Raw genomic sequence first — 20,170 nt, forward strand, 5'->3', positions numbered from 1 at the left:
CCTCAGCGTTCGAGGGCCCGCTCGAAGAGCGCGTCGATGGCCGCCCAGTACGCGGCTGGGTCCGAAGGTCCATCGTTGTGGCCGCCGTCCATCTCGAGGTACGTCGCGTCTGGCGCCATGCCGAGCAGCACCTTGCTGTGCGAGGGCGGCACGATGGTGTCGGCGCGCCCATGAATGAGCAGCACCGGCCCCTCGTACTGGGCCAGCACCTTGTCGGTGCGGAACGGGTCCCGGCACAGGAAGCCGGGCACGCGCAACGATCGAAACATCGCCACCATGCTCGAGAACGTTGACTCGAGCACGAGTCCGTCGACTTCGCGGCGCTCCGCGAGCTGCGCCGCGACTGCGCCGCCGAGTGAGAAGCCGTGGACGACGACGCGATCGCCGTCGACCCCGGGCCGGGCGACGAGCGCGTCGTAGCCCGCCACCGCCGCCCGCGTCACGCTCGCCTGCGTCGGCTTGCCGGACGTGCCGCCGTAGCCGGGGTACTCGACGAGCCCGACGGCCAGGCCCTGCGACTGGTAGCGCTTGCCGATCGGCAGCATGCCGGCGACGTTCTCGCCGTTGCCGTGGAAGAGCAGGACGAGCGGTGCCGGTGATTCGCCTCGCGCCGGCAAGAACCAGACCAGTCCCGCGTCGGTGGTGAACGGCTCGACGCCCGCGGGCGGCGGCGGCAGCGGGCCGGCGATCGATGCCGGAAAGATCATGGCCCGGTCGGGCGAGAAGATCAGGCCGATGGCCAAGAGCGTCACTCCCATGCCCGTGACGATGACGACGAGGCGAGCGGCGCGGCGCGCCAGCCTATGGCGTATTGAACGGGGCTCGTTCGTCGAGTCCGTTGCCATTGGTCGCCTTGGTCTTGGAGCCCGTCCACGCGAGCCTCGCGACGGCCTTGATATCGCTGAGGATCGCCAGCATCGACGGCAGCACGAGCAGGATAATCGCCGTCGCCGAGATGAGCCCGCACGCGATCGTGATGGCCATGGGGATCAGGAAGCGGGCCTGGAACGACTGCTCGAGCATCAGGGGCGTCAGCCCGAGTACGGTGGTGATCGTGGTGAGCAGGATGGGCCGCAGGCGGGCCCGGCCCGCGCGGACGAGCGCCAGCGGCAGGCTCGCCGGCCCGCGCTTGCGCTCGTTGAAGAACTCCATGAAGATCAGCGAGTCGTTGACCACGATGCCCGAGAGCGCGACGAACCCGATGAGCGAGAGGAACGTCATCGCGAACCCCAGCGCCAGGTGGCCCCAGATCATGCCGACCGTCGCGAAGGGAATGGCCGCCATGACGATGAGCGGCTGCATGTAGCTCGAGAACAGCCACGCGAGCGTGACGAAGATGAGCCCTGCCGCCACGGCCATGCCCAGCGGAAGGGTGGCGAAGCTCTCGGCCACGTCCTTCTGCCGCCCGCGCTCGACGATGCGGATGCCGGGGAACTCACGCTCGAGTGCGATGAGCTTGGGCCGCAGCGAGCCGACGATCTCCTCGGGGTTACCGAGCTGGCGGTTGACATCGGCGCTTACGGTAATGATGCGCTCGCGGTCGAGCCTCCGCACCGTGGCGTAGCCGCGGCCCTCCTCGATCGTCGCGACCTCGATCAGCGGCACGGCCCGGCCGTCGGGCGAGAAGACGTAGGTGTCCTCCAGGGCAACGGGGCTCGAACGCGTCTCCTTGGGCAGCGTGACGCGGACCTTGACGTCCTCGCGGTTGCCCGCGAACGTGTGGGGCTCGAGGCCGAAGACGGCACCGCGGATCTGCTCGCCCAGCGAGGCCCGGGTAAAGCCCAGCTCGGTCGCGCCGTCCTTGAGGTCGAAGCGCAGCTCGCGCTGCCCGGCGTCGGCGTCGTCTTCGATGTCGAAGACCGCCTCGATCTCGTCGAGCATGGCCTTGAGGCGATCGACGACGATGGTTGCCCGTTCGGTGTTTTCTCCGACGACGCCAAGGCTGATGGCCACGCCGCCCGGGCCGCCGCCGATGGGCTCGAAGCGCAGGCTCTTGACGCCCGCCAGTTCGCCGAGCTGCTCGCGAATGGCCAGGATCACGTCGTTGCTCGTCCGGTCGCGCTGCTCGACGGGATTGAGCTCGAGGAAGATCTGGCCGAGGTGTGGCTGGCTGATATCCCCGCCCTCGCCGTTGACGTCGCCGATGGCGCCGACCGACGCGTAAGCGCTGGCGACCTCGGGCTGGTCGAGGGATGCCTGCTCGATGCGGCGCACGATGGCGTCGGTCTCGCCCACGGGGGTGCCGATGGGCATGCGCAGGGTGACGTTGACCGACTCGGCGTCTTCGGTCTCGAAGAAGATGAACTCGAGCTTCCCTCCCGCGACCATCGCCGCCGACGCGATGACGATCGAGATCGCCAGCGCCAGCGTGAGGTATCGGTATCGCAGGCAGCGGACCAGCATGCGGGTGTAGTGGGGGATGAGCAGGCGCGAGAAGAGGCGATCGCGCCAGTGGTCGTAGCGGGCCTCGAAGCGCGCCAGCCGCGACGCCGTGCCGGTGCGTTCGGCCCGGTCGGTCGAGCGCAGCGTGTGGGCCATGTGGCTGGGCAGGATGAACAGGCACTCGATGAGCGAGACCAGCAGCGCGACCGCGACCACGATCGGGAGCGCCGCGAGGAAGTCGCCGATCTGGCCCTCGATCAAGGCCAGCGGCAGGAACGCGAACACGGTGGTCAGCACCGTCGTGACGACGGGCCAGCTCACCTGCCCGGCGCCCTCGATGGCCGCCTGCATCGGCGGCATGCCCTCTTCGTGCCGCGCAACGATGTTTTCGGCGACGACGATCGCATCGTCGACCAGGATGCCGATCACCACGATCAGGCCGAACATGGTGAGCAGGTTCAGCGTGATGCCGGTCATACGCATCATGGCGATCGTGCCCGCCAGCGAGATGATCAGTCCGATGGCCACCCAGAACGACACGCGCCAGTTCAACAACAGCACGAGCACCAGGAACACCAGCGCCCCGCCCTGCAGCGCGTTGCGTGTCAGGAGCTCGAGGCGTCCGGTGACGAATCTTGCGAGGTCGGTCGTGATGCGAGCCTCGCCCGGCAGGCGGCCCATCCACTTCTGGCCCGACTCATAGGCCTGCAGCCGGTCCGACACCGGGCTAAGGTCGAGCGGCTTGCCCTGGGCCTCGAGCTGCTTGTTCTGCATCTCCCGCAGGAACGTGCCGATGCGTTCGCCGATGGTCAGCTCGAGCGGCTCGCCTCGCATGCCGGCGGTGTAGGCCTTGGTCAGTTCGGCGATCTTGACCACGTCGGTGTCGCCGACCTGGAAGCAGGTCAGCGAGACGGCCGGCTGTCCTTCGAGCCGCGTGATGAGGTCGGTATCGCGGAACCCATACTCGACGTCGGCGATGTCGCCGAGCCGCAGCACCCGTCCGCCTTCACCCTTGACGACGATATCGGCGACGAGCTTGGCGTCTTCTTCGACGCGGACGGTGCGCACCGACAGCGTCTGCGTGCCCGTGCGCACGGTGCCACCGGGCAGCTCGCGCATGGCGGCACGCACGCGATCTGAGATCATCGGTAGGCTGAGCTGGTGCTCGACCATCGCCTGCGGCCTGACCGACACGCGGATCTCGTCGGTCCGGATGCCGTCGATCGTCACGTCGGCCATGCCCGGCAAGGCCCGCAGGTCTTCTCGGATCGCCAGCGCAGCTTCCTTCAGCGCCCGCTCGCTGGTATCGCCGTAGATCGACAGGATCACGGCGGGCAGATTCGGTTCGAGCTTGTCGACGATGATGCGTTCGGATTGCTCGGGGAGGTCCTGGAGCGAATCGACCTCGCGCTTGACGTCGCTGACGGCCTCGTCGATATCGACCGAATCCTCGAACTCGATGATGAGCTGGGCGCTGCCCTCGGTCACGGTCGTGTTGATCTCGACCACGTCGCGCAGGTCGGCGACGCGGTCTTCGATCTTGATCGCCAGCGAACGCTCGATCTCGTCGGGCGAGGCGCCCGGATATGGCGCGGCCACGACCACGCGGTTGGGCCTGACCTCGGGGAAGAACTCCCGGCGCAGACCGAGCCCGAGAAGGATGCCGGCGCCGATGATGGCGAACATCAGCAGGTTCGCAACGACCGGCTTACGCACGCCGAAGGCCGGGAGGCTCATGGCGCGCCTCCGGACTCGCCGACGCGGATGGGCGAGCCGTCGCGCAGGTCATCAAGGTTGGTCACCAGCACCTGCTGGCCTTGCTGCAAGTCCGCCTCGACGGCAAACCACAGCGACTCGCCGGATGGCGCGCCTTCGATGTCGCCCTCGAGCGCGAACAGCGTCTCGACGTCGACCCGCCGGGCCCGCGCGGGCGAGTTCAGGTCGGCGATCAGCACGCCGCCCTGCACGACGGCGCGCCTGGGCACCAGCAGGTGGGCAACGGGCCGGCTCGGCAGCACGCGTCCGACGACGAACATGCCCGGCCGGAGGATGACGCCGTTGCTGGGCGTGAGCATGCCGCGCTCGTCGGTCTCCAGTTCCTGGGCGACCTCGACAAAGACGCGGATGGACCTGGTCTGAGCGTCGGCTTCGGGCGCGAGCCTCGTAATCGTGCCGTTCCACCGAGCGTCAGAACCCGACTCAAGCACGACCTCGACCTCGTCGCCGATGGCGATGTCGCCCGCCGCCGAGGCCGGAAGCGAAAGCGGAAGCTCGAGGCGGCCCAGGTCGACGATGCGGGCGGCCGGGTCGCCAACGCGGGCGTAGTCGCCCTCGTCCAGCGAGACGTCCTGCAGCACGCCGGAGATGGGCGCCGTTACGGTGGCGCGCTCGAGGTCCTGCTTGGCCTGGTCGAGCTCGGCCCGCTGCGACGTGATGTTGGCCTCCAGCGAGGCGCGCCGGGCCGGGATGGATCTGGACTGCTGCTGCAGGGCCGACGCCTCCCGGGCGGCCCGGCGGTAGGCGGCCAGCTTCTGGTCGACCTCGGTGGGGGTGCCGGCGCCGCGGTCTTCGAAGATGCCTCGGGCGCGTTCGTACTCACGCCGGGCGATCTCGGCCTCCTCCAGCACCAGCGTGATCTGCTCATCGAGCGATGCCGCCTCGACGCCGAGCTGGTCGATCTGGGCCTCCAGAGCCGTGACCGTGCCCTCGAGCGCCGTCACGCGTTGGCGAAAGTCTCTGGGATCGATCTCGAGGATCAGGTCGCCCGCCTCGACCGACAGGCCGGCTTCGATCCCGTCGGGCCGATCGACGATCCGGCCGGCGACCTGCACCGCGACCTGGGCCGCCGTCATGGATCGTACCGTGCCGTACCCCGTCCAGGGCCGAGCGGTCTCGACGCGGCGGACCTCGACCGTACGGACGAGCGGCGGCAGTCCGGCGTCTTCGCTGAGGGTGGGCTCGGCCCTGGTGGCCTTGAGGATCTGGAACAGCCCCGTGGCCGCGATGAGCAGGAAGAGTCCGGCCAAGACGCGGGTGGCGAGGGGGATCGCCCTCCGCAATCGGCTGAGCGTAGTGTTCGGCATGTACTCGGACGCTCGGGCGTCCCTCCTTGGTGCACAGGTTACGCCCGAGACCGGCCCTGGGGGGCGTTGCATATCGTTGACTCCCGCCAATGAGCCGATACACTGGGCGGTTCGGGCTTGTAGCTCAGTCGGTAGAGCGCACCGCTGATAACGGTGAGGTCACAGGTTCAAGTCCTGTCAGGCCCATTCCTCCGGACCCGATCCGTTCGGACGCGTTCCATTCGGACGCCGAGCCGGCACGGAGCGTCGGCGTTCTCGCCCACGCGACTCCGCCGTCGGCGGGGTACGAAGCCAAGCACGCCAATGCCGTACCCTGCGTCGCCGGTTGAACGCAGAAGGGAATCCGTCGCGTGGCACGCCAAGAGAGCTTCATGGAGGACTTCAAGCGGTTCTTCGGCCGTGGGCTCGCCGTCTTGCTGCCCTCCATCTTGACGCTCTGGCTGCTGTGGCAGGCGTTCGTCTTCCTCTTCAACAACGTGGCCGAGCCCATCAATCGCGGCATCCGCGTGGTGGTCGTCGAGATCGCTCCACGCGTGACGCCCGAGGACCAGCGGCCCGAGTTCATGCTCGTCGAGCCCGGCGAGATCGACGAGTTCCTGGCATCGCCCGAAGGTCGGCCGTTCCGGGGCCGCTCGACGCAGGTCGTGCGCGAGCACCTCGTGCGACAGCAACTCGGCGAGTTCTGGAACCAACACTGGTACCTCCAAGGCGCCGGCTTGCTCGTGGCGATCATGCTGATCTATCTGGCCGGCCTCTTGCTGGGAAACTACCTTGGCCGCCGCGTGTACGCCCGTGTCGAACGCCTGATCGCACAGATTCCCGGCTTCAAGCAGGTGTATCCCCACGTGAAGCAGGTCGTCGAACTCATCATGGGGGAGCGAAAGGTCGCCTTCCGCCGCGTGGTGATGGTGCAGTACCCCAGGCGGGGGATCTGGACCATGGGTCTGGTGACCAGCGACTCGATCACGACCGTCCACGAGGCGGCCGGCGTGCCGTGCATCGCGGTGTTCATTCCCTCGACGCCCACGCCCTTTACCGGCTTTGCCATTACGGTGCCGCGGGACGAGGCGATCGACATCCCCATGTCGATCGACGAGGCCATCCGGTACTTCATCACCGGGGGGACGCTGGTGCCCGACCGGTTCAGGCCGCCCGGGGCGGACAATTCGGCGATCTCGCCGCCGCCGGCCACCGAAGCCGATCAACCGCCAGCCGCCCAATCGCGATAGGAACGGTCTGGTGGGTATGCTTGAGCGAGCCGGCCGGGATGGCCGGCCAGAAGTGCCGGCGTAGTGAGCCGGCCGTGTCGCCGGAAAGAAGGGACGGACACCATGCGCATTGAAGTCGTCGGCCGACACCTCACGATCACCGACGCGATCCGTCAGCACGCCGAGGAAAAGTCCGAGAAGCTCACGCGCTTCTTCGACCGCATCCTGAGCGTGACCTGGACGATCGAGCATCACAACAACTCCTCGGGCGACTCGTTCGAGGTCGAGTTGATCGTCGACGTTGAGCACCACGACGACCTGGTGAGCAAGGACACTGGTGGCGACCTCTACGGCGTGATCGATTCCGTGCAGCACAAGGGCATCCGCCAGCTCAGCGACCTGCACGACAAGGTGAAGGTCCAGAAGAGGCAGGCGCACTGACCATGGCCATGAAGCTCACCGAGATCGTGACGCAGGACGCCGTCCTGCCCGAGTTGCAGGCAACCGAGCGCGACGACGCCATCGTGGAGATGATCGACGCGCTCGTCGCTGCGGGCGCTGCGAACGCCGAGCACCGCGACGAGCTCGTTGCCGCCGTGCTCGAGCGTGAGCGCAAGGGCTCGACCGGCTTCGGGCGTGGCGTTGCCGTACCGCACGTCAAGCACGCCGGCGTGACGAAGATGGCCGCGAGCATCGCCCGGAGCGGCAAGGGCATCGACTTCAGCGCTCTCGACCGCCAGCCCGTGTACTCCGTCGTTCTGCTGCTCAGCCCGGAGGACAGCCCCGAGGAGCATCTCAAGGCCATGGAGGTCATCTTCAAGAGCCTGGGCAACGAGACGTTCCGCCGGTTCTTGCGGCAGGCGTCGACACGCGACGAGATCATCGAGCTGCTGCACGAAGCCGACCACCAGAAGCTGCCCGGCTGAGCATCGCTTCCTCACGGAGACACGGATTGGCCAAGGAGTGCGCCGCCAGGGTGACCGTCGTAAACCGGCTGGGCCTGCACGCGCGTCCGGCGACGGCGGTGGCAGACTGCGCCCAGCAGTTCTCGAGCCAGATCGCACTCAAGCGCGACGACCAGGAGATCGACGGCAAGTCGATCATGCAGATCATGCTGCTCGCCGCGACCCAGGGAGTCGAACTCGAGGTCATCGCACGCGGCGACGACGCCGAGGAGGCCTGCAAGGCCCTGGGCGACCTATTCGCGCGAGGGTTCGATGAAGAGTGAGACTCCGAGCCCCGCTGGCCCCGGCCCCTTGCCCGAGCAACTCCGCTGCCCGATCACGGGCAAGCAGCTCGCCCTCGACGCATCGGGCGAATGGGTCAACGTCGTCGGAGAGCCCATCCGCTACCCGATCCGCAAAGGCATTCCGGTGCTCGTGCCTCCCGCCGCCGAGAAGCTCGAGCGGCCCGGGGCCTAGGCGGGAACGGCGACCTCGGCGAGTGACTTCTCTTCGACGCGCTGGATGTCGGCGCCGAGCTCGTTGAGGTATTCGTCCATGCGCTGGTAGCCACGGTCAAGGTGGTAGACCCGGCGGACCACCGTCCGGCCGCGCGCCGCCAGGCCCGCGAGCACCAGCCCCGCAGAGGCGCGCAGGTCGCTGGCCATGACCGGTGCGCCCACCAGCTTCGGCACGCCGCTGATGACCGCCGTCGGCCCGTGGCGGATGATCTGCGCGCCCATGCGCAGCAGCTCGGCCACGTGCAGGAAGCGCTCGGGGAAGATCTTTTCGGTGATGATCGAGTTGCCGTCTGCGAGCGTGAGCAGGGCGAGCGCTTGGGCCTGCAGGTCGGTCGGGAAGCCGGGGAAGGGCTGCGTCGTGAGTTCGACGGGCTTGAGCGGCCCGGTGCGCCTCACGAAGGCCGTCGCGCGGATCGAGTCGCCGCCGGTGGTGTCGAGCGGCTCGTGTTCGCTGAGCTCGAGCTCGATGCCCGCGGCTCGAAGCATCTCGAACGGTCCGACCAACGCATCGACCGGCCAGTTGGCGATGGTGAGCTCGCCCCTGGTCATGGCGGCGGCCATCGCGTACGTGCCCGCCTCGATGCGATCGGGCATGATGCGGCGGCTGGTCCCGCCCAGCTCGTCGACGCCATCGACAACGATCCGCGGCGTGCCCAGGCCAGAAATTCGCGCCCCCATGCTCTGGAGCAGCCGGCCCAGGTCGACGACCTCGGGCTCGCAGGCGGCCGACTCGATGACCGTCCGGCCGCGTGCCAGCGTCGCGGCGCTCATGATGTTGGCCGTGCCCAGCACGGTCGAGCCGAACGGCCCGCCCAGGAACACCGTGGCGCCGCGCAGCCCGCCGGCGGGGGCCTTCGCGACCACGTCACCGTTCGACAGGCTGATGGATGCCCCGAGAGCAGCCAGGCCCTTGAGGTGCAGGTCGATGGGGCGGGGGCCGATGGCACAGCCCCCGGGCATCGAAATCCGGGCTTCTCCCCGTCGGGCCAGCATCGGGCCCAGTACGCACACGCCCGCACGCATGGTCCGCACGATGTCGTATCGGGCGTGGCTCAGGCTCGCGTCGGTCACGATGGTGCGCACGGACCGGCCGCCCCGGGTGGCGCCGTCTGCCTCGGCGACCTCGACGCCCAGCTCGCCCAGCAGGCGGAGCATGTTGGAGATGTCCTCGAGCCGTGGCACGTCCGAGAGCTCGACGGGCTCGTCGGTCAGCAGCGCGGCCGCCAGCATGGGAAGCGCGGCGTTCTTGGAGCCGTGCACCTCGAACCTGCCGGAAATGGGCTTGCCGCCCTCGATCACAAACGCGTCCATGCGTGCGTCTCCGAGTTGCTCGATACGACAGATGTGGACGGCCGCAGCCTACGCCGGCAGCACATCCGAAAAGGTCATGTGCCTGTCGTTTACATCGACGGTTGGCGGGCCCAGGCGTTGGAATCGGCGCAGCCGCACCCCCTGGGGTTCCCCATCCCTCACAGCCGGCCAACTCGCCACCGGGAATTCGTGTCGGTGCATTGCCGCCAGCCGCGGCGCATTCGAGGCTGTTCGTAGGTAATCACGCCCCTGCGTGGGGGCGTCTGACGTGAGCCGGGATTCGCCCGGCATGGAGGCAACGATGCGAAATGGTCAATCTTCTCGCCGGATCGTGCGGGCCGCGGGCGCGGTCGGCGTGGCCGGCATCGTCGCTCTGGCCGGTGGCGCCACGGTGGCAAGTGCACAGGTCGGGCAGGCTTCGGATCCGTACGCGGATCTGCCGACCGAACTGACGCTGACCGGTACGGTCCGCGACTTCCGTCCCAACAACGAGGGCGGCCACCCGGACTTCCAGCGGTACAACACCGGCCTGCGTGTCGGCTGGGTCGCCTTCGAGCTGGACTCGGACGGCAAGCCCACGCTGCGCGAGGGCGCCGGCAAGGGATTCAAGATCAGCGGCAGCTTCAAGGACGAACAAGGCCGCGCCATGTTCCCCTTCGCCCGCGACGTCGACTACATGGACTCGCGTGAGGGCGATCGCTTCGGCTCGCTGAACGCACAGAGCGGCAGCGTGTACACCAGTGCCGAGAGCTTCGGCCAGTGGTTCCGCACGGTGCCGGGCGTCAACCTGGCCAAGCCGGTCGACATCACCCTGACCCGTGAGCAGGGCACGGACCGCTACGTGTTCCATGCCCATGACGATCGGAGCCAGGACGGCATCCAGGGCTTCTTCCCCATCGACGAGCAGCTGTACGGCAACCCCGCCGGCGACCGCTGGGGCCACAACTACCACTTCACGTACGAGCTGGCCACGAAGTTCATCTACGACGAGGACGCGGACAACACGTTCACGTTCTACGGCGATGACGACGTGTGGGTGTTCATCGACGGCAAGATGGTGATCGACATCGGCGGCGTCCACGGCGCCGTCAGCCAGACGGTCGACCTGAGCCGCCTGAACTTCCTGGAGGACGGCGGCGAGTACGAGCTGAAGGTGTTCTTCGCCGAGAGGCACTACACCCGCTCGAACTTCCGCATCGAGACCACGCTGCGGCTGCGCACCGTCGAGTTGCCCAGCAACAGCGCGTCGTTCGACTGATTCCTTCCCCGCGGTGGCGGCCTGCTCGTGAGGCCGCGCAGCCGTTCTTTACCACGCCGTGTGCCACGGATGGGCCCTGGAGGGGACCCGTGGCGCACGGCGTTCGTATTGGCCGGGCGAGGTAAAGAACAGGAACGAACGCGGCGAGCGTTGCAAAGGGACGATGAAGTAGCGTTCGATCGACGGCCGATCGCTTCCACGCCATGAGCCGTAGACGTAGCCGCCGTCGGCGGGCGGCATGCCGAGGGCCGTATCGCGGCGCGCGTAGGCGAGCGTGTCGTGGACGGTGCCGGGCATCGGCATGACGCTGGCCCACGACTCGGTCGACGCCTGCGGCGCGGCGTGCGCGAACGTGGGACGGGCCGCGCGGGGCTGGCTCGTGGGCGTCGTGCAGCCCTGGATGAACAAGGTCAGGGCCGCCAGGCCCAACAGGAAGACTCGTTGCCGCGCCATGCCCGCCTCCGCGAGGGGCTGTGGCTCCGTCCTAGTCTTGCACCGGCCATCCATGTGCCGGCTCTCTCGATCAACGCGCCCGGGAGGACTCGAACCTCCGACCTACGGTTTCGGCTACCCCGAAGCTTTCGCGACGGACCGGACCATCTCTTCGCCCGCCGGCGTGCAAGCCGGGGAGGGCGCCGGGCGCTTCCGTTGGTGGCACGTGCCACCGCTGGTGCGGGGGTATCGCCGGGGCGGCTCACCCGCTGGTCTCTACACCTTCCGCCGGCGCTGGCTGCTCGATCGGGCTGCCAGGCCCCGCCGACGGCTCGGCTCGGGATTGCCCGCCACGGCCGTGCGGTCGTGGGGTGGGTTTCCCCGAATTCACCCGGTTCGCCTCGGCCCGTTTCCGAGCCGGGCCCCTCTTGTCGAAGGAAACCGTTGCTCTGTCCTGCTGAGCTACGAGCGCTCTCGTTCCGAGCAAGAGTGTACCCCGGGCCTTGCTCCAAGTAGACCACGAAACCGCGTGTCGGGCCAGCCTCGCGGCGGGTCGAAGGAGCAGATAACCGCGTCGTGGACGCGGGCGTGCATATCTTTGCCCCCTTCGATTCGTACCCGCCCAGCAGCATCGGAAGCACCATCCATGGACGCAGGCATCGTCGGACTGCCCAACGTCGGCAAGTCGACCCTCTTCAACGCCCTGACCAACGCCGGCGCCCTGGCGGCCAACTACCCCTTTGCCACCATCGAGCCCAACGTCGGGATCGTGCCCATTCCCGATCCCAACCTCGCCCGCATCGAGAAGCACATCACCACGCAGAAGGTCGTTCCGGCCGCCATGCGCCTGGTCGACATCGCCGGGCTGGTGCGCGGCGCCAGCGAGGGAGCGGGCAAGGGCAACGCCTTCCTCAGCAACATCCGCGAGGTCGACGCGATCGCCCAGGTCGTCCGCTGCTTCCACAAGGCTCCGGGCGGCGAAGAGATCCTGCACGTCGACGGCTCGGTCGACCCCATGCGCGACATCGACACGATCAACAGCGAACTGCTGCTGGCCGATCTCCAGGCCGTCGAGAGCGCGCTCTCCAAGGCCGAGCGTGCGGCCCGCAGCCGCGAGCCCGAGGCGGTCGCACGCTTCGCGGTGCTGCAGAAGATCCAGCCGGTGCTGGACGAGGGCCGGCCGGCACGCGTCATCGCCGATTCGATCATGGACGCGGAGCAGCGCAAGGCATGGCGTGGGCTGGGGCTCATCACAGCAAAGCCCATCCTGTACATCGCCAACGTCGACGAGGGCGACGTGAATGGCGAGGGCGAGCTGGCCCAGAAGGTCAAGGCACACGCGGAAAGCGAGGGCAACGCGTGCGTGCCCGTGTGCGCGAAGATCGAGAGCGAGTTGGCCGAGCTCGACCCGGCGGACAAGGCCGAGATGCTCGCAGACTACGGCATGGACGAGCCCGCGCTCAGCAAGCTCGCACGAGAGGCGTATCGCTTGCTGGGCTTGCAGAGCTTCTATACGGCCGGCGAGAAGGAGATCCGCGCCTGGACCGTCCGCCAGGGCGCGACAGCCCCGCAGGCTGCCGGCGTCATCCACACCGACTTCGAGCGTGGGTTCATCCGCGCGAACATCTACGGCGTCGACGTGCTCGACCAGTACGGCAGCGAGAAGGCCATCAAGGAAGCGGGCAAGATGCGCGTCGAGGGGAAGGACTACGTCATGCAGGACGGCGACGTGTGTCACTTCCTGTTCAACGTATAGGAATCGGCTGACTCAGTTCCAGCTCACGCCCTTGGGCCAGCGCTCGGGGTGTTGCGCCGCGGCGTTGCGGATGATGCGGGCCATGTCCTGCAGTGCAAGCTCGACGAGCCGCACACGCCGTTCGGCGTCGGGCTCGGCCAGCAACTGGTACCGCAACTCGGGATCGGTAAACAGCGAAAAGCAGACCAGCTCGAACGCGGCCGAGTCGGGGATCTGCTCGTTCTCCAGGCGCTCAACGACCCACGACGCGGTGCGGAGCTGCTGGAGCGGCCAGGCGGTGAGGTGCTCGGTCAGCTTCTGCCGGGCGGTCTCGAGGCCGTTGGGATCCTGGCCCGGCAGGTCGAGCGGCTCGAGGTACGCGGTGCGGTAGTGCCGCTCGTCGTCGGGCGGCTGCTCGTCGATGATCCGGGCCCGGCAGATGCCCTGGAGCAGGATGTTGTAGTGGCCATCGGGCAGCTTTTCGTGCTGGAAGACCTGGCCGATGCACACGGCCGGCCGCAGCGGAAGCGAGTCTCCCGTGTAGTCGAAGGCCTCGAGATTCCTCGTGTCGTAGGTCGCCATCGCGATCTGGCCCGAGCCATCGAGCGCGTCGCCGATCATCTGCCGGTACCTCGGCTCGAAGATGTGGAAGGGCGCGACCTGCTGCGGCATGAGCGCGACCACGCCAAGCGGGAAGAGCGGCATCGGCTTGCCGAAGTTGACCTGGATGGCGATCTCGTCGCTCATGCACAAGTGTATCCATCGGCCGCGTCGCCCTATTCGCGCCGGCTATTCGCGCAAGGGGTCCGGCCGGTACACCCGCGTGTTCAGGGCCCAGTGCTTCTCGGTGAACGGGCCGCGCAGGTCGGGTCCTTCCGAGCGGTCACGCTTCGCGGCGACGAGGGCCATCTCGGTCTTGGCGTCCAGGTCGTCGAGGTTCGAGACGAAGATCGCCTCGGGGGTCGAGGGAACCTTGGCCGCCCCGAATTCGGGCACGCCGTGGTGCGAAAGGATGATGTGCTCGAGCACCATGATGGCCTCGGGTGGCATGTCGATGCCCTGGGCGTAGGCCTTCTCCCGCAATAGGATGACGCCATCCACGATGTGGCCGACGAGCAGGCCCCGATCGGAGTAGTCGAATGCGCGGTCATACTTGAGCTCACGCGTCTTGGCCATGTCGTGCAGCAAGAGCCCGAGCAGGACGAGGTCGCGATTCAGGTCGGGGTACAGCGTGAGCATGCGGTCGGCCAGGTTGCAGAGCTGGAGCGTGTGCTCGAGCAGTCCGCCCAAGTAGGCGTGGTGGAGCACCTTGGCCGCTGGTGCGGTGCGGAAGGCCGACATGAGCGGCTCGTCCTCGAAGAACGCCATCGCCAGCCGCTTGGCCGCCGGGTGCTCGAGCGTGTCGAAGATCGCGCGCAGCTCGGCGAACATCTCCTCGGGGTCGCGCTTCGAGGCGGGTAGCAGCTCGCGGATCATCTCCTCGTTCGGATCGAAGGGATCGATCGACTGGATGATGATCTGCATCTCGCCCTGGTAGGCCTGGGCGTCGCCCTCGACCCACACGAAGCCCTCGGCCGGTAGCCGGTTGTACGCCGATTCATCGATCGACCACATCCGGCCCGGCGCCGTTCCCGACTTGTCCGAGAGCAGGCAGCGCAGGTAGAGCTTGTCGGTGCGCGTCTTGCCGAGCTGGGCGTTGATGATGGCGAACGGGCCGCTGACGTGCTCGCCCTCGCCGACGTCGGAGAGCAGCACTCGCTTCTGGGTTCCGGCCATGGATGGGCGCTCGCTTTCGGTGTGAGAGACTGTATCAGGAAGGACTCAGACGACGTGCGGTGGCACGGGACCGTGGTCGGCCCGGATGACCGATCGAATGCCCCCGCGGCCGCGCCAGTTGGTGGTGATGCGCATCCAGTTGGGCTTCATGAGAGCCGAAAGATCGTCGCGGATGCGATTGGTGACGGCCTCGTAGAAGATGCCCTCGTCGCGGAAGCTCTGCAGGTACAGCTTCAGGCTCTTGAGCTCGACGCACACGCCGCCCGCCGAGCCCGCCGCGGGCTCGAACACGACGATCACCTCGCCGAAGTCGGGATGACCGGTCTTGGGGCACAGCGACGTGAACTCTTCGGCCACGTGCTCGACGACGAACGGCGTATCAACGGGCGTGGGGAACGACTCCAGGAGGCTCGCATCGGGCATCGCCTGTCATAGACCGCACGCCGGGACCGATCAAGCCCGCACCACCCGCACGACCGTTCCAGACCGGTGCGGCAACCACCCGTGCAAGGCCCCGGCGGACGGGCTGGCCCCGGGATCGTCGATGCTTGGGCGATGAACGACGTCTTTCGCTCCCACGATCACTGGCTGCAGGCGTCCAATCGCCGTGGCGTCGGCCGGATCGAGATCCGACACTTGCGTACGAGCCTTGGTCGGGTCGTGGACATCAGCCCCGGAGGCATCCGCGTACGAGGCAAGCCATGGCCGCCGCTGGAGACCTACGGGCCCTTCGAGGTGGAATTGCACGGCATGCCCGAAGTGTTGCCGCTAAGGGTCACGCTCGCTTGGGTCAGCCGACCGACGATGTTTTCCCGCGAGATCGGGCTCGCGTACGTCGATCTCAGCGACCACGCGAAGCATGCGCTCGGCGGCCTGTTTGCCGCTTGCGAGGACCTGACTCGCGCCCGGGCCGGCAGTGCGGCTAGCTGAACCAGCGGCGTCCCCACATCGCGATGTTGATCATGGGCCAGGCGAGCTGCCAATTGGCGGCCGGGTCCTGCGCTACCGCCGCCCAGGCCGTGCGCTCGAAGAACTCATCGACGATGGGGTGGCGACCAATCTCATCGAAGAGCGGCGTGAGCCATCCCTGGAACGGCAGCGGGAAGCTGGCCTTGCGGCGGTACAGGATTTCTTCGGGCACGATGCCTGCGAACGCCGACCGCAGCGCGATCTTCGTACCGCGCTCGGGCGGCAGCGAAGGGTCGAACTTCTGGTCCATCGGCAGGGCGTCGGCATGGCTTGCCACCACCCGATCGGCCAGCGGCGTACGGCCTTCCACGCCCGACTGCGAGAGCGCACTATCGACGCGCTGCAGCAGGCCCGTCAGGTTGGTCCGCCGGACCAGCCGCATGTGCGCCCGGAGGGCCTCGTCGCGTGGACCGAGCGATGGGCCCGGGCGCGCCGCCTCCTGCTCATACGCATCGCGGTACGCCTGCACGAGCCAGCCGCCGAACTCGGCGATGCGCGCGAGCTTCGGGCTGAGCACGCGCGGCAAGAGCTGGGGCGCGACCCACGCGTTCTGGACGAGGAAGGCGACCGCCGGGTCGTCGCCGCCGGCGTCGATGTAGTCGATGGCTTGCTGCAGCGGGCCGTGGTACCCGCCGAAGAGCTCGTCGGCCCCCTCGCCCGTCAGCGCCACCTTGCACCCGCCGGCTCGGATGGCGCAGCCCAGGGCGTGGATGGCCGTCTCGTTGGGCGTGCTCACGGGCTGGCCTGTTCGCTCGATCAGCGTGCGCACGCCGGCGATGAACCGCTCGCGCGTCATGCGGATCGAGCGGTGCGGCATGTCCCATCGATCCGCCAGCCACGCCGCGTGTGCGGCGTCTCCCTCGCGGTTATCCTCGTCTCCGCCCGCGCCGAACGTCGGGAGGCTCAGGCGGTGGGCTCGCGTGGTCGCGGCGATGATCGTGCTGTCGAGCCCGCCGCTGAGCAGCACGCACACGGGCACGTCCGATCGCAGGTGCTGGGCCACCGAGTCCTCGACGAGCTGCCTCGTATCGAGATCGCCAACTCCCTCGATGGGCAGGTCCCACGATTCGGACGGCACGTCGCTGGCTGAGAGATCGAATTCGAGGACGCGGCCGGGCGGCAGCATCGAGACGCCCTCGAACAGCGTGCGTCCCTCGGTACTCAGCCGGATCGTGCACAAGTACGCCGCCAAGCCGAGCGGATCGACCCTCGGCGACAGGTGGGGGTGCTCGAAGAGCGCGGGGACTTCGCTCGCGACGACGAGTTCTGGGCCGCCGCCGTCATGCGGCTGCGCCCAGGCGTAGCACAGTGGCTTGATGCCCAGCGGATCGCGCGCCATGACGAGCCGCCGCTCGACCGTGTCGTACGCCACGATCGCGAACATGCCGCGGCACCGGCGCAGGCCCTGCGGACCCCACGCGCTCAATGCCTGGCAGACGGTCGCCGTGTCGCTGGGGGAGTCGGGCTCGAGCCCGAGGGCGGCCAACTCGCGTCGCAGCGACGGGTCGTTGTAGAGCTCGCCGTTGTAGACCAGCACCCAGCGGCCATCGCGAGACAGCATGGGTTGCCGTCCGGCCTCGCCCGGTGCGATGACCTCGAGGCGTCGCTGGCCCAGGAAGACCCCTGGCGCGCGCCACACCCCGGCGCCGTCGGGGCCTCGATGGGCCAACGAGTCGCGGACGCGGAGTGCCTGACGGTCGGTGACCGAAAGGTCGGCTCCGGCGCCCCGGACTATCGCAACGATGCCGCACACGCCGGGGATATCGGCGTGCGGGCACGCGCAGGCTCAGCCAACGCCTGCCCGAGGGCACCGGTCGAATCGATACTCGATCAGACCCAGACTTGCACGATCAGGTGGCAGGCCTTGCCCAGCGTGTCGCTCCACTCGCCGACCTGGGTGGTGACGAGCTTGATCTCGCAGTCCTCGTGGCTCTCCAGCCACGCGTTGATCTGCGAGTCGAGGTGGTTCAACGCGTCGCCCTGGAGCTTGCAGTGGAAGCTCTTGACGTGCGTAGCGCCCTGACCGGTGAGCTGGGCGTGCCGATGCCATCCCGCGTCGTCGTCGGGGGTCACGCCGAGCTTGGCCAGCGTCCGGATCTTGGGCTTGCTGTCGGCGTCGGCCGGCGAACCGGACGAGTTGGTCTGATCGAGCATTCGCGATGCTCCCGCGGGCCGCCTTCCGCCCGAGGCGTTGCCCACACCTGGCCCGGCTACCCCACGCGGCCGGACGGCACGATGCCCACCATGGCGTCGCACCAGCGGTCTTCGAGACATCCTAATCGAATACGAGCGCATCACGAAGCCAATTTTGCTCACGATCGAAAGGCAACGCGTCCGTGACCGTCGGGGTTTCCACGGATCTTCTGGTCGCGATTACCCAGCGAGATCCTCACGATCAGCTCGCCGTCACGATGGCTGATGACGTCACAGCGGCCCTCGGCGATCCGGGTCACCGAGCCCCGATCCCCGGAGATCGGGCCCTCGTAGTCCAGATAGCGGCGACGATGGTCGCCGATGGGCTCGGCCACGAACGAGTCGGAGTCCTGGCTGATGTCGCGGTCGAGGCGGAAGGTCAGGAGTGGGCCGTCGGCGTCGGTCTCGAGCATCCAGTCGAAGTGGTGGGAGCCATCGGGCAAGTCGTGGCGGAGCACCACGGTGCGACGAGGAAGGGTTTGGGCCATGCAGCGAGAATCGTTGGCCCCGGGGGGTAGCCAAGTGCGAGTTGGAGCGCCGATAATCGCCCCTATGCCGATCAAACCCACGCAAGCAATCGTCGTCCTGCTGACCATCGGAGTCCTGGCCCTCGGGCTGGCCGGGTGCGCCAAGGAACGATCCGCCGGAGAGATCCGCGAGTCGGCCAACAACGCCTACGACCGGGGCGATTACGCCAAGGCCCTTGCCGAGTGGGAGGAGTATGCCCGCGTGTACCCCGTGCCGTTGGCATCAGACCTCGGCCGCGGAAAGGCGCTGCTGGCCCTCGAGCGACCGGGCGACGCCATCACGCCGCTCGAGCGCGTCTACCGCGACGACCCTATGGATGAAGAGAAACTGGACCTGCTGGTGGCGGCCCTGTTCAGCTCGGGCGAGCACGACCGGCTGATTGCGCTCCTGCGTGACCGAACCCGACAGCCCGGCACGGTCGAGGAGTACCTGCGGCTGGCCCGCTACGCCGAGGAAATTGGCGACCCCGACGAGGCAGAGCGTGCGTTGCTGGCGGGGGCACGCGTCGACCGCGGGCAGAGCGTCGAGCCGCAGCTCAAGCTGGCCGAGTTCTACCACGGCATCGGTGACACCGAGCGGGCCCTGGAGCGATACGCCATGGCTCTGTGGTTCGACTACACCGATGCGACGATCGCCGAGCGAATCCGTGCTCTGGGCGAGACGCCGGGTCGGACGTTCGTGCGGGTGCCGCGGGAGGCCGTGGAGGAGGGCCTGCTGCCGCCGGACGCTGCCCCGCCGGAACCCGAGCCTCGGGGGTAATCCCTGAATTTTGCGCATCGGTTTGGCATGACCTCTGATGCTTTCTACACTTCATCCGGATACACGGATGAAGACCGCCGACGCACTTAGTGACATCGCCGCTGCCCTGTCGGCCATCGCCGACGGGGTTCGGCTGCGCATGCTCAGGGTGCTCGAGGCGGAAGAGCTCGCCGTCGGCGAGATCGCGCAGGTGCTGCAACTCCCTCAATCGACGGTCAGCCGGCGGCTGAAGCTGCTGGCCGAGCACGGCTGGGTGCAGCGGCGTGCGGCGGGCACCGCGACGCTCTATCGCTGCGTAAGCGACGACCTGCCGCCCGAGCTTCGCGGCGTGTGGGGACAAGTCCGCGAGGCGACTAGCGGCGGTGAACTCGAGGCGGACATGCGTCGGCTGCGGGCGGTGATCGCCGACCGCCGGCCGGGCTCGGCGGCCTTCTTCGGCCGCGTCGGCGCCGAGTGGGACGACGTCAGCCGCGAACTGTTCGGCGAGCGGTACGCGGGCGAGGCGCTCGCATCGCTCCTGCCCACCAACATGGTCGTCGCCGACATCGGCTGTGGCACGGGCGTATTCACGGGCATGCTGGCGCCAGTGGCCTCGCGGGTGATCGGCATCGATCGCGAGCCCACCATGCTTGACGCCGCGCGTACCCGCCTCGGCACTCCAGAAAACGTTGAACTGCTTCTCGGGGATGCCGAGCAGCTCCCGCTCGAAGACGGCAGCGTCGACCTCGCAGTGTTCGGGCTCGTGCTGCATCATCTCGAGCGCCCCGAGGCGGCGCTGCGGGACGCGGCACGTGTCCTAAGCCCGGGCGGGCGTGTGTTGATCGTCGACATGCTGCCGCACGCCCGCGAGGAGTTTCGCCTCGAGATGGGGCATCGCTGGCTCGGCATATCGCAGACGCAGCTCGAGGCGTGGGCGACCGCTGTCGGGCTCGTGATCAACGGACATCGCACGCTCCGAAGCTCGCCAATCGCGCGAGGGCCCGAGGTCTTTGCTGCGACCGCAACGCTACAGAGCGACGGGGCATGAACACTGAGTAACGATCGGGCCCCGGGAGGCCGGGGGTCGTGTGGAAT

21 protein-coding genes and 1 tRNA gene are annotated in these 20,170 nt (G+C 68.1%); 11 read left to right on the forward strand and 11 right to left on the reverse strand.

Annotated features, from left to right (window positions below; translation table 11 throughout):
- Positions 1-2: 2 nt before the first annotated feature.
- Genes RIA68_01035 through RIA68_01045 form a run of 3 tightly spaced genes read right to left on the reverse strand, consistent with a single transcriptional unit; the run spans position 3 to position 5,465 of the window.
- Positions 3-758: an alpha/beta hydrolase gene (locus RIA68_01035; GenBank protein ID MEQ8316015.1), complete on the reverse strand. Its 756-nt coding sequence runs from the start codon at positions 756-758 to the stop codon at positions 3-5.
- 43 nt (positions 759-801) lie between these two features.
- Positions 802-4,119 carry an efflux RND transporter permease subunit gene (locus RIA68_01040; protein ID MEQ8316016.1) on the reverse strand — a complete coding sequence of 1,106 codons (3,318 nt, stop codon included), beginning with the start codon at positions 4,117-4,119 and terminating at the stop codon, positions 802-804.
- Positions 4,116-5,465, reverse strand: a complete 1,350-nt coding sequence (locus RIA68_01045) for an efflux RND transporter periplasmic adaptor subunit (GenBank protein MEQ8316017.1) — start codon at positions 5,463-5,465, stop codon at positions 4,116-4,118. The genes RIA68_01040 and RIA68_01045 overlap by 4 nt, the downstream gene beginning before the upstream one ends.
- A 113-nt stretch (positions 5,466-5,578) precedes the next feature.
- Here RIA68_01045 and RIA68_01050 point away from each other — a divergent pair.
- The 6 genes from RIA68_01050 (at position 5,579) to RIA68_01075 (ending at position 8,094) form a co-directional block, all read left to right on the forward strand.
- Positions 5,579-5,651, forward strand: a tRNA-Ile gene (locus RIA68_01050).
- A 164-nt stretch (positions 5,652-5,815) separates the two neighbouring features.
- On the forward strand, positions 5,816-6,694 hold the full coding sequence (locus RIA68_01055; protein MEQ8316018.1) for a DUF502 domain-containing protein: 879 nt from the start codon (positions 5,816-5,818) through the stop codon (positions 6,692-6,694).
- 102 nt (positions 6,695-6,796) lie between these two features.
- Positions 6,797-7,114: a ribosome-associated translation inhibitor RaiA gene (raiA, locus tag RIA68_01060; protein ID MEQ8316019.1), complete on the forward strand. Its 318-nt coding sequence runs from the start codon at positions 6,797-6,799 to the stop codon at positions 7,112-7,114.
- Positions 7,115-7,116: 2 nt separating this feature from the next.
- The gene (locus tag RIA68_01065; protein MEQ8316020.1) at positions 7,117-7,599 is read left to right on the forward strand and encodes a PTS sugar transporter subunit IIA; all 483 of its coding nucleotides are present in this window, start codon (positions 7,117-7,119) and stop codon (positions 7,597-7,599) included.
- A 50-nt stretch (positions 7,600-7,649) separates the two neighbouring features.
- On the forward strand, positions 7,650-7,901 hold the full coding sequence (locus RIA68_01070; GenBank protein MEQ8316021.1) for an HPr family phosphocarrier protein: 252 nt from the start codon (positions 7,650-7,652) through the stop codon (positions 7,899-7,901).
- The gene (locus tag RIA68_01075; GenBank protein ID MEQ8316022.1) at positions 7,891-8,094 is read left to right on the forward strand and encodes a hypothetical protein; all 204 of its coding nucleotides are present in this window, start codon (positions 7,891-7,893) and stop codon (positions 8,092-8,094) included. The genes RIA68_01070 and RIA68_01075 overlap by 11 nt, the downstream gene beginning before the upstream one ends.
- Here RIA68_01075 and murA read toward each other — a convergent pair.
- Positions 8,091-9,446: a UDP-N-acetylglucosamine 1-carboxyvinyltransferase gene (murA, locus tag RIA68_01080; GenBank protein ID MEQ8316023.1), complete on the reverse strand. Its 1,356-nt coding sequence runs from the start codon at positions 9,444-9,446 to the stop codon at positions 8,091-8,093. The genes RIA68_01075 and murA overlap by 4 nt on opposite strands.
- Before the next feature lie 301 nt (positions 9,447-9,747).
- Here murA and RIA68_01085 point away from each other — a divergent pair, with 301 nt between their 5' ends.
- Complete coding sequence (locus RIA68_01085) at positions 9,748-10,704, forward strand: fibro-slime domain-containing protein (GenBank protein MEQ8316024.1); 957 nt, start codon at positions 9,748-9,750, stop codon at positions 10,702-10,704.
- Between the two features lie 48 nt (positions 10,705-10,752).
- On the opposite strand, the gene RIA68_01090 is transcribed toward RIA68_01085, so the two are convergent.
- Positions 10,753-11,157 (reverse strand): hypothetical protein, encoded by a 405-nt coding sequence (locus RIA68_01090; protein ID MEQ8316025.1) that lies wholly within the window; start codon positions 11,155-11,157, stop codon positions 10,753-10,755.
- A gap of 625 nt (positions 11,158-11,782) precedes the next feature.
- Here RIA68_01090 and ychF point away from each other — a divergent pair.
- On the forward strand, positions 11,783-12,892 hold the full coding sequence (gene ychF / locus RIA68_01095; protein MEQ8316026.1) for a redox-regulated ATPase YchF: 1,110 nt from the start codon (positions 11,783-11,785) through the stop codon (positions 12,890-12,892).
- Positions 12,893-12,904: 12 nt separating this feature from the next.
- Here ychF and RIA68_01100 read toward each other — a convergent pair whose 3' ends face one another.
- The 3 genes from RIA68_01100 to queF are packed head-to-tail and all read right to left on the reverse strand — an operon-like array spanning position 12,905 to position 15,070.
- The gene (locus tag RIA68_01100) at positions 12,905-13,618 is read right to left on the reverse strand and encodes an LON peptidase substrate-binding domain-containing protein (GenBank protein MEQ8316027.1); all 714 of its coding nucleotides are present in this window, start codon (positions 13,616-13,618) and stop codon (positions 12,905-12,907) included.
- A gap of 42 nt (positions 13,619-13,660) precedes the next feature.
- Entirely contained in the window at positions 13,661-14,647 is a 987-nt protein-coding gene (locus RIA68_01105) for an HD domain-containing protein (GenBank protein ID MEQ8316028.1), read from the reverse strand.
- A gap of 45 nt (positions 14,648-14,692) precedes the next feature.
- The gene (gene queF, locus RIA68_01110) at positions 14,693-15,070 is read right to left on the reverse strand and encodes a preQ(1) synthase (protein ID MEQ8316029.1); all 378 of its coding nucleotides are present in this window, start codon (positions 15,068-15,070) and stop codon (positions 14,693-14,695) included.
- A gap of 132 nt (positions 15,071-15,202) precedes the next feature.
- Between queF and RIA68_01115 the strand changes: the two genes are divergently transcribed.
- Positions 15,203-15,577 carry a PilZ domain-containing protein gene (locus RIA68_01115; protein MEQ8316030.1) on the forward strand — a complete coding sequence of 125 codons (375 nt, stop codon included), beginning with the start codon at positions 15,203-15,205 and terminating at the stop codon, positions 15,575-15,577.
- Here the strand turns inward: RIA68_01115 and asnB are convergent.
- The 3 genes from asnB to RIA68_01130 form a co-directional block, all read right to left on the reverse strand.
- On the reverse strand, positions 15,570-17,369 hold the full coding sequence (gene asnB / locus RIA68_01120) for an asparagine synthase (glutamine-hydrolyzing) (protein ID MEQ8316031.1): 1,800 nt from the start codon (positions 17,367-17,369) through the stop codon (positions 15,570-15,572). The two genes, RIA68_01115 and asnB, sit on opposite strands and share 8 nt — an antisense overlap.
- 77 nt (positions 17,370-17,446) lie before the next feature.
- The gene (locus RIA68_01125) at positions 17,447-17,770 is read right to left on the reverse strand and encodes a hypothetical protein (GenBank protein ID MEQ8316032.1); all 324 of its coding nucleotides are present in this window, start codon (positions 17,768-17,770) and stop codon (positions 17,447-17,449) included.
- Positions 17,771-17,928: 158 nt separating this feature from the next.
- Complete coding sequence (locus RIA68_01130; GenBank protein MEQ8316033.1) at positions 17,929-18,297, reverse strand: hypothetical protein; 369 nt, start codon at positions 18,295-18,297, stop codon at positions 17,929-17,931.
- 64 nt (positions 18,298-18,361) lie between these two features.
- On the opposite strand from RIA68_01130, the gene RIA68_01135 reads away from it, so the two are divergent.
- Both RIA68_01135 and RIA68_01140 read left to right on the forward strand, forming a co-directional pair.
- A complete protein-coding gene (locus RIA68_01135; protein ID MEQ8316034.1) occupies positions 18,362-19,096 on the forward strand; it encodes a tetratricopeptide repeat protein in 735 nt (244 codons plus the stop codon).
- 67 nt (positions 19,097-19,163) lie between these two features.
- Positions 19,164-20,123, forward strand: coding sequence for a metalloregulator ArsR/SmtB family transcription factor (locus tag RIA68_01140; protein ID MEQ8316035.1), 960 nt, complete (start codon positions 19,164-19,166; stop codon positions 20,121-20,123).
- Positions 20,124-20,170: the final 47 nt, after the last annotated feature.

This window comes from Phycisphaerales bacterium, from assembly GCA_040217175.1.
Taxonomy (GTDB): domain Bacteria; phylum Planctomycetota; class Phycisphaerae; order Phycisphaerales; family UBA1924; genus JAHCJI01.

What these genes read in the sequence shown, in the direction of transcription:
- RIA68_01090 (MEQ8316025.1), bottom strand. Translation starts at nt 11,157, where the DNA reads ATGGCGCGGCAACGAGTCTTCCTGTTGGGCCTGGCGGCCCTGACCTTG.
- RIA68_01130 (MEQ8316033.1), bottom strand. Translation starts at nt 18,297, where the DNA reads ATGGCCCAAACCCTTCCTCGTCGCACCGTGGTGCTCCGCCACGACTTG.
- RIA68_01065 (MEQ8316020.1), top strand. Translation starts at nt 7,117, where the DNA reads ATGGCCATGAAGCTCACCGAGATCGTGACGCAGGACGCCGTCCTGCCC.
- RIA68_01125 (MEQ8316032.1), bottom strand. Translation starts at nt 17,770, where the DNA reads ATGCTCGATCAGACCAACTCGTCCGGTTCGCCGGCCGACGCCGACAGC.
- RIA68_01135 (MEQ8316034.1), top strand. Translation starts at nt 18,362, where the DNA reads ATGCCGATCAAACCCACGCAAGCAATCGTCGTCCTGCTGACCATCGGA.
- RIA68_01040 (MEQ8316016.1), bottom strand. Translation starts at nt 4,119, where the DNA reads ATGAGCCTCCCGGCCTTCGGCGTGCGTAAGCCGGTCGTTGCGAACCTG.
- RIA68_01035 (MEQ8316015.1), bottom strand. Translation starts at nt 758, where the DNA reads ATGGGAGTGACGCTCTTGGCCATCGGCCTGATCTTCTCGCCCGACCGG.
- RIA68_01115 (MEQ8316030.1), top strand. Translation starts at nt 15,203, where the DNA reads ATGAACGACGTCTTTCGCTCCCACGATCACTGGCTGCAGGCGTCCAAT.
- raiA (MEQ8316019.1), top strand. Translation starts at nt 6,797, where the DNA reads ATGCGCATTGAAGTCGTCGGCCGACACCTCACGATCACCGACGCGATC.
- RIA68_01085 (MEQ8316024.1), top strand. Translation starts at nt 9,748, where the DNA reads ATGCGAAATGGTCAATCTTCTCGCCGGATCGTGCGGGCCGCGGGCGCG.
- ychF (MEQ8316026.1), top strand. Translation starts at nt 11,783, where the DNA reads ATGGACGCAGGCATCGTCGGACTGCCCAACGTCGGCAAGTCGACCCTC.
- RIA68_01075 (MEQ8316022.1), top strand. Translation starts at nt 7,891, where the DNA reads ATGAAGAGTGAGACTCCGAGCCCCGCTGGCCCCGGCCCCTTGCCCGAG.
- RIA68_01045 (MEQ8316017.1), bottom strand. Translation starts at nt 5,465, where the DNA reads ATGCCGAACACTACGCTCAGCCGATTGCGGAGGGCGATCCCCCTCGCC.
- RIA68_01140 (MEQ8316035.1), top strand. Translation starts at nt 19,164, where the DNA reads ATGAAGACCGCCGACGCACTTAGTGACATCGCCGCTGCCCTGTCGGCC.
- queF (MEQ8316029.1), bottom strand. Translation starts at nt 15,070, where the DNA reads ATGCCCGATGCGAGCCTCCTGGAGTCGTTCCCCACGCCCGTTGATACG.
- RIA68_01105 (MEQ8316028.1), bottom strand. Translation starts at nt 14,647, where the DNA reads ATGGCCGGAACCCAGAAGCGAGTGCTGCTCTCCGACGTCGGCGAGGGC.
- RIA68_01100 (MEQ8316027.1), bottom strand. Translation starts at nt 13,618, where the DNA reads ATGAGCGACGAGATCGCCATCCAGGTCAACTTCGGCAAGCCGATGCCG.
- murA (MEQ8316023.1), bottom strand. Translation starts at nt 9,446, where the DNA reads ATGGACGCGTTTGTGATCGAGGGCGGCAAGCCCATTTCCGGCAGGTTC.